A 14,422-nucleotide genomic window follows, 5' to 3' on the forward strand; every position below is an offset into this window, starting at 1 on the left:
GCCGTGCCCAGGGCACTGGCCGGTAACTGGCCGGGAAATGGCACACCCGGTCGGTAGCCCGCGGCGACGCTGGAGCCATCGAGGTGAAGCCGAACGAAGACCCGAAGCGGGGAGCGCTTGTCATTGTTTGGGAAAAGTCTGCGCTCGCATCGCCATCAGCCCGGGTCCATCGATCGAATCGGCTTGATCATTTCCGAAGGGGTGTTTTGTTGATCTTCGGTGGTTGTGGGCGTGTGTTATCCGCCGGCTTGGAGGCCGGCCTTGTCCACTGTGGTCTCCGGTTGGGCCCGTGGGCGCATGGTGGTCAGTGGCCAGAGGGCGGGTTGTCGCGCTGTCTGGTGGATTGCGTGTGCAGGGTGGCGACCGCGGCATGGCACAATCACCTCTCGCGGGTGCTTTCTCGACCAGACTGAACGATCCCTTCACAGGACCGATCACCCCAGGCCAGGCAACACCCGCGCCCCCGCATCCCCCAGTTCACAGAAAACGGCTCGGCGGATCCGCCCGAGGCATCAGCTCAACTCGACTTCTCCTGCCGGAGTCCTCAGCACCGCCAGCAACGAAGGCTCCGTCGCCTGCCGCACCGCGACGGAGTCCGCAAGGCCGAGCACGGCCAGGTGTTGCCGTACCGCCGTGGCCTGAGGATGGAACAACCTGAACGACACCAGCCGAACGATTTTGGTCGACAGCTCCGCGGCGTATGGGTCGCTGTCCCATTGAATGAGAAACGGGACGATTCCGCCGAATGCCTGCCCGTCGGCCGGGACGGCCACCCGCCACTCGAGGCGGACACCGTCCTCCCGGTCACGGGCCATCTCCACGATGGGGTCATACGTGTGCCCGTGCGCGGTGGCCGTCCGAACGGTCTCGTCCAGGTCCTCCACCCTCGCTGCCCAGGTGGCCAAGCGCGGCCGAGTCAAGCGGTCGATGCCGAGCGGCCGCTCACCCGCCGGCTTCGGCTGGTCCAGGTCGGGCCCCAACACTTCGAGATACGTACGGTCGCCGAGATCGGCGAGAAAGTTGCGGGTACCGAGGTCGAAGTGCCGTCCACCGGGGGACAGGCGGACGCCGAACCGCCGGTTCAGGTCGTCAACGCTGGCCTGGAGATCCGGCGTGGCATAGAGAAGATGATCGATCATGTCGCTCCTGCCGACGTCTCACCACTCACTCCGCTGGCCGGCTCTTCGGCGGCTGCTGGCGACGCCTTCGCCGGCTCGCGGACCAGACCGAGAATAGCCACCGCGACCAACACCTCGACCGCGCCGAGAAGCGGCCACAGTGCCGATGTCCCGATGTAGAGGAACAACCAGCCGCCGACCAGTGGGGCGATGGTGTTGCCGAGGCCGAACGCGAACTGGAAACTTCCGATGTAACGGCTCTTCAGACGCCCGGCACCGACGACCGCCGGGTAGGCGAACAGCGACGGCGCGCTCACGATCTCGCCGAGAGTCCACAGCAGCGTGCCACTCAGTATCACCAGCGGCACCATCGACAGCCCGTAGATCCCGACGCCGATCCCGACGAGTGCGAGGCCGAGGGCGATCGACAGCCGCATCGGCAGCCTCTGGATCACCTTCGTCGCCGGTAGCTCGAGCGCGATCACCACCGCGCCGTTCAATGACACCGCAAGCGTGTACCAGAAGATGTCCAGGTGCGCCGCGTTCACGGTGAGAGGCAGCGTGGACAGATACTGCTGGTACACGATGGTATGGACCAGGGCCACCAGCAGAAACAGGGCATAGCGGTGGTTTCGGAGTACGGCGAGATAGCCGCCGCGGCCGGAGACGCTCGTGGCGTCGGACTCCGCGGGCTCGGCCACGTCCCGTGCCACCGCCCGGGACGGCAGCAGCAGCCAGGCCACCACCGCGTACGCCACAGCGATCACCGCCTCGCTCAGGAAGACCAGCGTGTACTGCTTGTCATCCAGGTAATAGAGGGCGAAGCCGAGCATCGGCGCCGCGGCCGCGCCGAGGTTGAGGCCGAAACGCCAGATCGCGAAGATCATCACCTGGTTGTCGTCGGGGGTGAGGTCCGACAGCAACGTGGCGGAGGCCGGCCGGAAGATCTGCGAGCTGACTCCGACCAGCACGCTGGCCACCACCAGCAGTGGATACGCGACCGGAACCAGCATGAACGCGGTCAGCAGGCCGCTGATGCCCATGCTCATCGCCGTCGTGCTTCGCGGCCCGAATCGTTCGGACAGCTCGCCGCCGATCAGCGAGCCCACGACCCCGCCTGCTCCGTAGGCGCCGAGTGCGAACACGGCTTGCGAGGTCGAGTAGCCGCGCGCGGTTACGTACAACACCAGGAAGATCACGAGGAAGCTGCTGAGACGGTTGACGATGACGCCGACCATGATCGTCTTTGCGGCAGCAGGCGAGTCACGGAATGTCTCCCAGACGCCTGGCCTACTCGCATCCGCAGCTGCCGCCATGCAACCCCCTTACGAACCGGCGAGTGAATCTTCACCCGCGACGATAGGATCCTTGTCAAGAATCGCCACGAGAATGTCGGCGACTGTCGCACCGAAACGCACCGGGAACGCGTGCCCCATCCCGTCCTGGTAACGGAGAGTGCAGTCGATCCCGTGTCCCCGAGCCCATTCGGCGAAGCTTTCACACGAAGCTGTCGACTCCTGTGTTCCGCCAGGGAAGATACAGATGCGGGGCTCGGTCAGCACGTCGGTGTCGAGCGGCCGCAGGTGCGGGGCGAACACCACCGCGCCGGCCGCCGCCACGGCCCCGGTGAGAGTCGCCTCGACAGCGATCCGGCCGCCGGCGCCGAGCCCCGCGAGGACCACTGGCACCGCGGGTCCGTACTCAGCCCGGGCAGCCCGCGCCACGACCTGGACGTCGGCGATGGAGCGCTCGCGGTCGCGCCATTCGTAGACATTGCACGCGACCAACTGCGGCGAGCGCGCCAGGAACGCGGCGTAGGACCCGAGCTCGGTCCACAACGAGGCGAAGAGATCCGGGGGCGCTGGACCGTTGCCGTGCAAGGAGATGACCACTGCGGCCGGCGGTGTGGACGGACGGACGACCTCCCAACTCACCTCGGCGCGCGCCTGCGCCGCGCGCCAGCGCCGCTCCGACCTGGTGCGGATGCGCCGCGCGTCGAGCGACCAGATGGTGGCCAGAGCGGGATCGGCCAGCAGTTGCGGGCTCCACCAGCCGCCGCGCTCGTCGGCGTCGGCGAGCAGGCGCAGGCCGGCGTCCGGTTCACCGCGCAGTGCCATGACACCGGCACGGATGTACGTCGACCACACCAGCAGCTCGGGGTGCGTGGTTCCCAGCTGCGACGCCAGTGCGTCGACCCGGGTCAGGTCGTCCCGCTCGTACGCCTCCATCAGTCGGGCGAGGACGCGGTCAGCGCGAGAGGTCATGGCTGGCGGGCCGCCCACGCGAACAGCCCCTCGGGGTCATGAGCGGTGCGGATCGCATCCAGCCGGGGCGCGCTGGGGCCGTATACGGCCTCACGCACGATTTCGGCCTCGTCGGCCAGGCCCGAGAAGTTGAGATAGACGCCCCCGTTGGCGTGCGGCCGCAGCGCCGTCCAACTCGACCGGCACCAGGTCAGGATCACATCGTCGAGCCCCGCGTCGCGCCACATCGCGTTGACATTGAGGTTGAATCGCGCCGCACGGTGCGGAAACGCGCTCTGGTCCTGCGGAATGTGTCGGACCGCGCCCCCCAGTGTGCGGATCACCAGCTCGGCGCCCGTGCCGGTCCACCGTGCCTGCTGGTCGAGCAGGGTCCGGATCGCGTCGTCGGTGAGCTCGTCCAGGAAGTGTGACTTCATGAAGGCCCGCATCACCCCCGCGGGCGGGCTCGCCGACTGCTCGTAACGGACGACCCCGCTCACATCGAGCACAGGGGTGTCCAGCTGGCGTAGCGGTGCGAGCGCTGCCTGCGCCTCCGCGGGTGGGCCGGCGTAGACCGCCCCGACGCCGACGACCGGCGTGTCGTGCGACTCGACCGGCGCCTGGGGATACCGTGGCATGCTGCGGAGGACCGCCATCGGCGTGACCGTGTCCGGCACGGCCTCCACCGCGTCGCGCCAGCCCTGCAGCACGAACTCCGCGCGGTCCCACGGGTAGTACACCTCGACGACGGAGACCATCGGCCCGAGGGCGGCGAGGTCGAACTCCAGGCTGGTGACGACCCCGAGCCCGCGGCCACAGCCGCGCGCCGCCCAGAGGAGATCCGCATGCTCATCCGGACCCGCCGTCCGGACCTGCCCGTCCGCCGTCACGATCTCGATCGAGCGCAGGTGGTCGCAGGTCAGGCCGTATGCCCGCGCCAGCATGCCGATACCGCCGCCCAGGGAAAGGCCGGCCACGCCGGTGTCCGTCACATCCCCTCCCGGCACGAGCAGCCCGAAGGCCTGCGTCTCACGGTCCAACTGGCCGACCGTGACACCGGCCTGCACCCGAGCGGTCCGGCGCACCGGGTCCACATCAACGCCTCTCATCGCCGACAGGTCGATCACGAGCCCGTCGTCGCACACCGCACTTCCGGCGATCTGGTGGCCGCCGGCCCGGATGCTCACCGGCGGACGGTGCGCCGCGGCGACACGTACCGCGTCGACCACGTCCGCCAAGCTCGAGCAGCGCGCGATCAGTGCCGGCCGCCGGTCGACCAACGCGTTCCAGACGCCTCGTGCGTGGTCGTACCCGGGATGCCACCGATCGATGACCGTCCCGCCGAACCCCGGCTTGAGCGCCTCGCGCAGTTCGAAGCCGTCTTCAGATGCTGGCATCGCCCGCGATCCGGCTGGCGATGCAAATGCCCGGACCCCAGTCCATCAGGGTCACCTGGATCCCTGGATCGTCGAAGATCTCCACCCGGAACTTGTCGACCCGGTCCTTGCTCGGCCGCAACTCGGGATCCCAGGTGGGCTGCCAGATGACGTCGTCGCAGACGAACATGCCACCCGGGGCGAGCCGGGACAAGGTCAGCGACCGCTGCTCGTACTTCAGTCGGCTGCAGTCAACGAAGATCAGGTCGAAAAGCGGGCCGTCATACTCCTCCAGCCACTCGATGCCGTTGGCATGCAGCACCTCGACACGGGTGTCGGAGGCCAGCATCTCCTTGCTTATCTGTGCCGCCTCGGGATGTACCTCCACGGTGATCAGCCGGGCGCTGCGGTCCATGCCGTCCAGCAGCCATGCCGCGCCGACGCCGACGCCCGTTCCCAGCTCCAGCAGCAGGCCGCCCGGTTTGCTCGCGGCGAGCGTGCGCAGCAGCTGGCCCGTATCGCGGCTGCTGGACATGTGGAAGTCTTCTTCCATGGCGCGCTTCTCGGCGGCCTCGACCAACCGTGGGACGGTCACTTGCTCACTCACACTTCCTCCACGTCAGTTCGGACGCTACGGCCTACGAAACCGTCGCGTATCTCGTCCATCCAGTGCAGTAGCGCCGGATAGGCCAGGCGGGCCCCGCGATCGGTGCGGATGGCATGGCCCTCGCCGTCGAGCGGCAAGAACGTCGGTTCCTGGTCCATCCGGCTGAGGTGCCTCAGCACCGCAGGCATCGGAATTCGGGTGTCCAGCTCGCCGTGCGCGACGAAATAGCGCTTGCGTAGCCGGTCGGCCCGCAGTGGTTCGCGGTTCTGGAACGCGAACTCGGCGAACTGACGCACGCCAGGATGTGCCGTCTCAGCCAGGTCGTCGTGGTGCAGAAAGCCACCCAGGATCGCCACGCCGACACAGCGGTCCGACAACTCGCCCGCGAGCGCCGAGATGTAGCCGCCATAGCTCATTCCCATGGTGACCACCGGACCGTCGGCGAGCTCGTCGATCACCGCGCACAGGTCGGCCATGTCGTCAACTCCGAACTGAACCGGTTTCTCCGGCCGGTACTCGGGCTGGCGCAGGCCGCTGGAGCGCAGGTTGACCCGCACGACCCGCCAACCTACCTCGTTGAGCGCCCTCGCCAGCGACGCATACTCGCCCCAGACTGGTATGTGTGGGCCACCAGGGACGAAGAACGTGGTCCCGCGGCAGGCGACCAGCGGCTCGTGAACCATGCACGGCAGCAGTTGGCTTCCCCGCCGCACGACCACGCTGCGGACCTCGCCACTGGCCGTCGCCCGCTCGAGCGGGGACGTGTCGTTGAGGAGCTTCAGTGCGCGTTGCGCGACCGGAGTGGCGACCGCCGCCACGCACGTGCCGTCCGGCGTGGCGGCCACGGACCGGACGGTTCCGACCGCACAGGGCGCCCAGATCCGGTCCACACTCCCGGTCGACCAGTCCCAGACGTACGGAACGACGCTCGGCCACTCCTCCGCGCAAAGCACGACGCGGGTGTCGTCCAACCAGGCGGAGGTCGGTAGCACGACTTTCCGCAGGGGCTGCGAGCTCAATGGCCGGCCCGTCTCGGACGAGAACACGATGATCTGATAGTTGCCGCCGCTGCGGATCACGGCGAGCACCGCGTCGCGGTCCGGTGACGGCGACAGATGCGACAGTGTGACGCCCCGCGGAACCGGGATCTTCCACCCAGGGCCGGTTATCGCCGACTTGCCGTCCGGCTGGGGCACGATATGGACCGCCTCGCCGCCGAGGGCCCAGGCCGTCGCATTGCCCTCAGGGCTGCGACGAGCCGGCAGCCGACCGTCCCAGTCGGTGATCGTGGACTCGTCGACACCCTCCTCGATCACGTCCCAGCGACCATCGCGAAAGGCGAACTGCTGGCCGTAGTCGGCATGATGGTCGTGCCGCATCAGGCAAAGGTGGTCACCATCGACCGACATGGGCCGGCGGATCCAGCCAGCGGGCGTTGGGAACTCGGCCCAGGCACGCGTGCTCGGATCGAACTCCCCCAGCCTGCGATCCCCCCACATGTCGGTGGAGATCAGCCACCGGTCACGGTGCCAGCAAACCGAGTTCGGCAGGTAGTCCACCTGGGACTGCCGGAACGCGTCGGACAGCCCGCTGATGATGTCGTCCGAGCGATCCGGCAGATCCATCAGAAGCTGGGTTGCTTCCGTCATGTCGTCGTTCCCGCCGCCGCGGCGGGGTCAAGCTCCGCGGCCACGGCGGACCACCTTTCCGCCTCTTCCTTCCGGCCCAGCTGGCTGAACGCGGCGCCGGCGCGCGCGGCAGCCAGCGCACCGGGCAACGTGCCGAGCGAGCCGCCCGTCATGAAACATTCGAGGGCGCGCTCGTCCCGGCCGAGCATCCACAGCGTGTCGCCCGTATAGAGCTGCGTGTAGGCATCCCACGGGTCGAGTTCGAGCAACCTGTCGACCGCCGCCTCCGGCTCGATGTCGATGACCATGGCCCGGCCCTTGGAGTTGATGAACGCCTTGAGGCTGGCCTCCAGGCTCAACCGCTCGTTCTGAGCGGCCGCCACCTTCTCTGCCGGCGTGCTCGCCTCGGCGCTCAGCCCCCTGGCGAGGTCGATGGCGACCTGCATGTTCTCGGCGACGGCCGCCATGTCGCGCCGGCGCACCGCGTACAGGGCCAGGGCCCGATGAGTGCGGCTGATGTACATGCGGATGTCGAAGGTTTCGGCCGGGGCGCTGTCGATCAGCGGCTGTACGTCCTCGGCCACCGCGGCGCAGGTGTCGAGGTCACGATCCCGCCGGCAGTAGTGCGCGAGCAACCGCCCATAGGCGCTCAGCCGCAGCCCCGGGGGGTTACCGGTCTCCGCGGCCAGGCTGTGGAACGGCTTGATCGCCTTGTCGGGGTCGGAGACGAGCCCGTAGAACGAGCGGGCCACCTCGTAGGCGAGCACCGGGTCGCCGCTGGCGGCGACCCGGTCACCGAGAGCCTTGGCGGAGACGCCGAACAAGCCCAGCACGTTGAGCAACTGCGCCAGCGACCTGAGGGTCGGCGGCGAAACGTTCGAGTCGGGCAGGAGCATGGCTCGCAGCTCCTCCAGAAATGGCAGCCCGCTCTCGTCCTTGGCACTCAACCGGAGCCCGATGGCGTCTTCCGGGAATGCCGTGTGGCCGAGGACTTGCCGGCGGAAGCCGGGTGGGTAGTGCGAGCCGGGGACGACCGGGAGCCCTCCGTCGGAGCGGGTGAGGATCACGTCGAGCAGCAACGGAGCGAACTGCGTGGCCACCGCCGCCTCTTGCCGGTGAGTGCAGTGTAGGTATGTCGACCACAGCTCGCGCCGCCGCCGCACCATCGTCCGGTTGGCATCGGAAAGATCTATCGTGCCCAGCGCCATGTTCTCGGCCCGCGGATAGTCGGGCAGCGCCGGGCGCCTCTCGACGGTCGAAGTCATCGTTGAGTCCCCTCTTCTAGTCCAGGTAGCCCGGCGCGCAGATGTAGTCGCCGCCAGTTCGCGGGGTCAAGAACTCCGCCGACGGTATGACTGCCTTGACGACGGCATCGGCGTTCAGCGACGGCACGTCGATCAGCAGCGGCGCGACACCGAAGCGTTCTTCAACGAGCACCGGCAGATCGGATGGCGTGATCGGAACCCGATTCGTGGCCTCGCTTTCGTCGGCGGGCCGCTCCAGGTTACGAAGATAGGTCAGGAACACCTCCTGGTGACTGGCCGAGCGGGCACCGCGCTGGTACTCGCGCTCGTTCCGGTTGGCACGGTTACCCAAGGACGCTCGTACCATCACGGCCTCGTGCAACGCGTGCAACAGCGCGCGGTCCTCCTCGAATCCCGCGCCGGCTCCGAAGGTCGCCTGAGCACGATCCTTTCGACCGACCAATACCAGGGTGACATGGACCGGAGCCATCTCAGGCACGCTCCAGGCGTGGACGACGAGCTGCCGGTCCGCGAACGCCATGGCCAGCACGGGCGGCATCAAGTCCCTGAGTCGCTCTGTCGCCGATTCCAACGTCGCGGTCCCAGTCCACACGCGCCTTATCGCGTACCGCTCCAGGCATTCGAGAATCCCACTGGTACCAGCCGTGTCCCGGTCGGGGTGTGCGGCCGTGCCGACCGAACTCTGCCGCCACGGGAGGACCCGCATCCCAGGACTCACCCGCCCGAGCAGGGCGGTATCCGCCGGTACGCCGGCACCCTCACCTGTCGTGGCGCGCCGGGCCGGAACCCAGTCATCAGCATCGTCGAGGATGTCGTGCGGGGTGAACAGACAAAGACCACGCGCCAACGCTTCATCCCGAGAGATCACCATGAGGGGACCGTTCTCGATCAAACTCGCCCGCTCGGTGGCCTCGCTACGCGCACGAACCATGGCGCCTTCTGGCGAGTCGTCGCAGGCACCACCCGCGAAACGACCCGACGGGACTTCCACGTAATCCAACGCGAGGAACAGTTGATCGTTGAGGATCGGCCTGGCGGTCACAGAAAATGCTGCTCCGTTCCTGAAGGACGGGTGGATCTGTCCCAGATCCACCCGTCCACGTACCTTTCAATTACGCTCTAGAAGAGCGTACCTCCTAGTAAGAGGTGCAGAGAAGCACCGGGAAGTCCTGCTCGTCCTCGACGATGTCCAGCTCGAACTCGATGACGTCCATAACATCCTCCAAATGGTGGAATTCATCTTACCTTGCGAACACGCGTCAGGCACCCCCAGAGAAGCCATATTGGGGAAACCTCCCGCAACGCCGATAGTAGGCAGCGCGCCGGAGTCCCGTCAAGGTCGACTAACGGTTGTCACACTGGGTAGTCAGTAGCGGTGAGTTGTATTTGTGGTGGGATATCTATTCTGCGGATTTCTTGATTTTGGCACTTCGCCGTGGTGAACACTGCGGCTGGTTGTCATGTCTCGGAGCCTGACCGCGGCCGGTGACTCGTTTCCGGTTCCGGCCTGTCGGACATCTGCTTACCAGGCGACGCCGCAGAATTTGGTGACTTATGTCCCTCGGTTCCCGACACTGGCAACAAAAGTGTAGGTTGATGCCGCCGCCGGTTGCGATCAATACACGTTCTCGGCCGATCCGGATTCCGGTACGGGTGAATTCACTCCATTCTATGCGATAACCTGCCGAATATGAGGGAAGCCGGCTCCGGTGGCGCCGGCGACCCAGGCCCCCATTTTTGATCCGGGCGTGGCCAGGTTCCCGCACGACATGGTCAGAGACTTTTCGGCATGGGTGGCGGAAATCGGATCCGGCAGCGGAAGCCGATTTCCTTTCCCGACCCGTTTCCGTGGTTTCCCACTGCGTGCGCGCGGCATCCATGATCACCGCCGCCCGCTCCAGGGACTCGGCCGACATCGCTTCCAGCAGCGCGTCTACCCGCCGCCACCTGCTCCACCACCCCGTGGATCACCGCGGAGAACCACGTCGACCCCCTTCAGGGGCGAGCACAACCTCTCGCCGTCACCGCGGGCACCTCTTGTGGAGGGCCACGTGCCGATCGCCCGATCCACCTCGCCGGCGTCGATATTCCTCCCGCCTCGACGGATCATGCGTGCGTTTGCTCGACCACCCGAACACATAACGAAAACAACATCACCTCCGGCGGTGACCGTGCAAGGTCAGCGATCTGATCACCGGTCCACCGGAAGTTTCGTGGCGCCCGCCAAAATCGCGACCGACAATGCGGCCAGCAGAACACCAGCCCATGGATCCGATTTCGACGGCTCCACCGGTCCATCACCGTCCCAATATTTGCAGCAGAGCCCGAAACGTCATACTCGCGCTCCGTCGAAAATATCCGCGATGGACGACGACGGCGAGCCGTGGCACGGCATATCCGATGAACTACGTCCTGGACATGCCGGCCACACGATCTCCATGTCGCCGACCGGAGAAATATTTTCATGATTCCCCGACGAGCCGCCGGAACTGTCGCTGTCAGTCACAAATGATCATCATGGCCGACCCTGATGCGGCCCTGGACAATGCGCGCGACGATGACACGAAGGCACTAACCGCTCATGTCCAGATTTGCACCTGCTCCCGCCTGAATAGGGCGAACGGCGTCAGCTACCTCGCCCAGATGGGCTAACTATTCGCTATCGAAACATTCGACCACCTCCGGAAAGGCCTGATCTGCGGTCATGGCCGAGATCGTTGGGGCGGCGGCTATGGCCATCAGGGATGCTCATGCGATGATCGAGGCGTTGGCTGACCAATGTAAGGATGCGGTCAACCAGAAAAAGTTTCGAGTTTCTCTTCCTGGAGGAACCACAGAAGAATGGTGGTCGGATGGCAAGCGCAGACGAGCGGCTGAACCGTTACGCGACATTGGCAGTGGAGGTCGGAGTGTGCCTCCGGCCTGGTCAGGACCTGTTGGTCGAGGCAGCAGTTGAGCATGCGCCGCTCGCACGCAGCGTGGCGCGCGCGGCGTACGCGGCGGGAGCCCGCTACGTAGATGTCCAGTACAACGATCAGCAGCTCATGCGTGCGCAGGTCGAACTCGGTGCCGACGACGGTCTTGGGTGGTCGCCACCTTGGCAGGTCATGCGGCTCGAAGAGGCGATGCGTAAGAACATGTGCCGCGTCCTCATTGTCGGCGACCCGGACCCGAACACGATGGCCGGCCTCGACGGTGGCCGTGTCGCACGCGCGGTCGCGCTGGATGTGCGCAAGGCCCACCTGCGCGGCCTCAACGAGCGCACGGTCTCCTGGTCGATCATCGCGTGCCCGACCGAAGGCTGGGCTGACGCGGTGTTCGGCGAACCCGACGTCGACCGGCTGTGGGAGGCGATCGAACGGGTGGTGCGGCTGGACGAACCGGATCCGGTCGCGGCCTGGCAGGAGCACATGGCGCGGCTGGAAACGCGCGCACAGGCGATAACGGAGCGACACTTCGACGCCATTCGTTTCCGCGGCCCTGGCACTGACCTGACAGTGGGCCTACTGCAGGCCGCACGCTGGGGAGCTGCGGTCTTCGAGACCGTATGGGGTCAGAAGCATCTACCCAACCTTCCGACCGAGGAGATCGGCACGGTACCGGACCTCCGCCGCGCCGAGGGCGTTGTCCGGGCCACACGTCCGCTGTACGTTGCCGGCGTCGAGGTGAACGACCTGACACTGCGCGTCGCGGGCGGCCAGGTGAAGGAGGCGAGCGCGTCCGCGGGCGAGAAGGTGGTACACCAGATAATGGCCAGCGACGAGGGTGCCACCCGTTTCGGAGAGGTCGCCCTGGTTGACGGGACATCGCGGGTTGGCCAACTCGGCCTGCTCTTCCGGACCGTACTCCTTGACGAGAACGCGACGTGCCACTTGGCCCTCGGCAACGGCGCGCCGTTCGCGGTGAAGGACGCCCCGGCGGACGACCCGGAGGCACTGAAGGCAATGGGTATCAACCAGTCCAGCGTGCACGTGGATTTCATGGTGGGCGGGCCGGATGTGGAGGTGGACGGCATCGAGACAGATGGCGTGGCGATTCCGCTGCTGCGCGGCGACGAGTGGCAACTGAGTTACTGACGAGTCCCAGTCGAGTGACCAGGGAGATGTCTGGCAGCAATTCGGCAAGCGCTTTCCAAGCAAACGGTCGACCGCTTCCGCGTGATGCCCCCGGTCGGTGCGCGACTCGCGAAAAGTGTTGTCACGAAAGAAACTTCGGGACATTCGACGACCTCGAGCACCTTCACGACACGGTCCATGCCGCGAGAGATGGAGCTTGCGGTTCTCCGGAGAGTACTGTTACGCCCATGTCTCGAATCGCGTTTCTTGGACTGGGCCGAATGGGTTCTCGCATGGCTGCTCGACTGGTCGCGGCGGGTCATGACGTCACCGTGTGGAACAGAACGGCGGCCCGAACCGCACCGCTGGCCGAAGCTGGCGCAGGTACCGCCGACACACCGGCGAAAGCGGTCGCGGGGACCGAACTGGTCATTTCGATGTTGACCGGCCCCGACGCCGTCAACGAGGTGTTTCTCGGCGATCATGGTGCGGCCACGGGGCTCGATGGCGATGCCCTCGTCGTCGAGATGTCCACAATAGGACCGGACGCGGTGGCGGATCTCCGCAAGCGACTTCCCGACAGGATTCGGCTCATCGACGCGCCGGTGAAGGGCAGCCTGCCCGCCGCGGAGTCCGGAGAGCTGGGCATCTTCGCAGGAGGCTCGCGCGATGATGTGGCCGCGGCCGCCGATGTCCTCGCCACGTTGGGGAAGGTGCAGCACGTCGGACCGCTCGGCGCCGGCGCGTCGGTCAAGCTGCTCGTGAACATTGCTCTCGGGGTTTCATACGTGATGGTCGGCGAGGCCCTGACTCTTGCGGACCGGCTCGGCGTCGACACCGAACTCGCGCTGACCGCGCTCGAGAGCACGGTGATCAGCCCGCTGATTCCGCACGTGCGCGCCAAGCTCGCCGAACCGGGGCCCACCCACTTCTCCCTCGGACTCGCCGAAAAGGATCTGCGCCTCGCGCTTTCCGCCGGCGGGGTGCCGGACGGGGTCGTCTCGGGGGCGCATGGGCGCTTCGGCGCGGCGGCACGGGATGGCTTGGCGGACGAGAACGTCAGCGCAATCGTAAGCCACCTCCGGGGAACCTGACCACGACCTCGGCGGCGCCGTGACCACACGCCGGGGGGCTCGGCGAGGTGGCGATCCGAGATGGTGGGGTGGGCCGACATCAAGACTTCCGTAGACGCCTGATCAACGATCGGATGTCCGGACCACCCCCGCGTGCGCGGGAAGACAAGCTAATGCGCGGCGCCCTCCACGACACGACCGGACCACCCCCGCGTGCGCGGAGAAGACACACCGGCGGCACGTCCTACGTCAAGCGCCAACGGACCACCCCCGCGTGCGCGGAGAAGACCACGTCAACACCGATGGTCTTGTTGATGTCCTCGGACCACCCCCGCGTGCGCGGGGAAGACCGCATGGACGCCATATAGTAGGCAGCCACGTCGGCCGGGACCACCCCCGCGTGCGCGGGGAAGACGTCCCTCAGGACGCGGTTGACGATCTCGTGGACGGACCACCCCCGCGTGCGCGGGGAAGACCCGAACCGTGCGGCGCGACGCTCGGCGTTGGCCGGACCACCCCCGCGTGCGCGGGGAAGACCCAGTAATCCACTACTGCCGACAGATCATAGGGGGACCACCCCCGCGTGCGCGGGGAAGACTTGCCTCCTCATCGGTGGTGACGTTTGGGGAAGGGACCACCCCCGCGTGCGCGGGGAAGACCCGCACTGGCTCGCCACAGCCGGGGTTCCGCTGGGACCACCCCCGCGTGCGCGGGGAAGACTCATAGCAGACCAGGAACTTCCCGACGCTGTTGGGACCACCCCCGCGTGCGCGGGGAAGACGGATCGTGGGAGATGCAGCCACAGGCCAGTTTCGGACCACCCCCGCGTGCGCGGGGAAGACTGGCCACCACTCCACGAAACGTGGACAGACGTCGGGACCACCCCCGCGTGCGCGGGGAAGACGATCACAGCCAAATCCAGTCGATCCTCACCCAGGGACCACCCCCGCGTGCGCGGGGAAGACGCCCTGTGTCAACTGTTCGGCCCGATGATCGCGGGACCACCCCCGCGTGCGCGGGGAAGACTCCACCGGTTCCATCCTCTGCTGGTTCGGTC

General features: G+C 66.8%; 10 protein-coding genes and 1 CRISPR repeat array. Of the genes, 2 read left to right on the top strand and 8 right to left on the bottom strand.

All coding sequences use genetic code 11. The annotated features are described in order from the left end of the window. Nucleotides 1–512 precede the first annotated feature (512 nt). From VJT49_RS15330 to VJT49_RS15365, 8 genes are read right to left on the bottom strand one after another with little or no spacing between them, the layout of a single operon-like run. Complete coding sequence (locus tag VJT49_RS15330) at nucleotides 513–1,139, bottom strand: VOC family protein (RefSeq protein WP_324165482.1); 627 nt, start codon at nucleotides 1,137–1,139, stop codon at nucleotides 513–515. Next, a complete protein-coding gene (locus VJT49_RS15335) occupies nucleotides 1,136–2,434 on the bottom strand; it encodes an MFS transporter (RefSeq protein ID WP_324165483.1) in 1,299 nt (432 codons plus the stop codon). The genes VJT49_RS15330 and VJT49_RS15335 overlap by 4 nt, the downstream gene beginning before the upstream one ends. 9 nt (nucleotides 2,435–2,443) lie before the next feature. Further along, a complete protein-coding gene (locus VJT49_RS15340; RefSeq protein ID WP_324165484.1) occupies nucleotides 2,444–3,382 on the bottom strand; it encodes a hypothetical protein in 939 nt (312 codons plus the stop codon). After that, nucleotides 3,379–4,758 (bottom strand): FAD-binding oxidoreductase, encoded by a 1,380-nt coding sequence (locus VJT49_RS15345; RefSeq protein WP_324165485.1) that lies wholly within the window; start codon nucleotides 4,756–4,758, stop codon nucleotides 3,379–3,381. The genes VJT49_RS15340 and VJT49_RS15345 overlap by 4 nt, the downstream gene beginning before the upstream one ends. Continuing rightward, nucleotides 4,745–5,317 (bottom strand): O-methyltransferase, encoded by a 573-nt coding sequence (locus VJT49_RS15350; protein WP_324165486.1) that lies wholly within the window; start codon nucleotides 5,315–5,317, stop codon nucleotides 4,745–4,747. The genes VJT49_RS15345 and VJT49_RS15350 overlap by 14 nt, the downstream gene beginning before the upstream one ends. 23 nt (nucleotides 5,318–5,340) lie before the next feature. Beyond that, a complete protein-coding gene (locus VJT49_RS15355) occupies nucleotides 5,341–6,993 on the bottom strand; it encodes an alpha/beta hydrolase family protein (RefSeq protein WP_324165487.1) in 1,653 nt (550 codons plus the stop codon). Then, entirely contained in the window at nucleotides 6,990–8,237 is a 1,248-nt protein-coding gene (locus VJT49_RS15360) for a hypothetical protein (protein WP_324165488.1), read from the bottom strand. The genes VJT49_RS15355 and VJT49_RS15360 overlap by 4 nt, the downstream gene beginning before the upstream one ends. A 16-nt stretch (nucleotides 8,238–8,253) precedes the next feature. Further along, nucleotides 8,254–9,330: a YcaO-like family protein gene (locus VJT49_RS15365; protein WP_324165489.1), complete on the bottom strand. Its 1,077-nt coding sequence runs from the start codon at nucleotides 9,328–9,330 to the stop codon at nucleotides 8,254–8,256. Nucleotides 9,331–11,023: 1,693 nt separating this feature from the next. Here VJT49_RS15365 and VJT49_RS15370 point away from each other — a divergent pair. Both VJT49_RS15370 and VJT49_RS15375 read left to right on the top strand, forming a co-directional pair. Then, nucleotides 11,024–12,313: an aminopeptidase gene (locus tag VJT49_RS15370; RefSeq protein ID WP_324165490.1), complete on the top strand. Its 1,290-nt coding sequence runs from the start codon at nucleotides 11,024–11,026 to the stop codon at nucleotides 12,311–12,313. 227 nt (nucleotides 12,314–12,540) lie between these two features. Further along, on the top strand, nucleotides 12,541–13,386 hold the full coding sequence (locus VJT49_RS15375) for an NAD(P)-dependent oxidoreductase (protein WP_324165491.1): 846 nt from the start codon (nucleotides 12,541–12,543) through the stop codon (nucleotides 13,384–13,386). Nucleotides 13,387–13,505: 119 nt separating this feature from the next. After that, nucleotides 13,506–14,391: a CRISPR direct-repeat array (repeat unit 28 nt; unit sequence GGACCACCCCCGCGTGCGCGGGGAAGAC). Nucleotides 14,392–14,422: the final 31 nt, after the last annotated feature.

It is taken from the genome of Amycolatopsis sp., assembly GCF_035276945.1.
Classification (GTDB): domain Bacteria; phylum Actinomycetota; class Actinomycetes; order Mycobacteriales; family Pseudonocardiaceae; genus Amycolatopsis_E.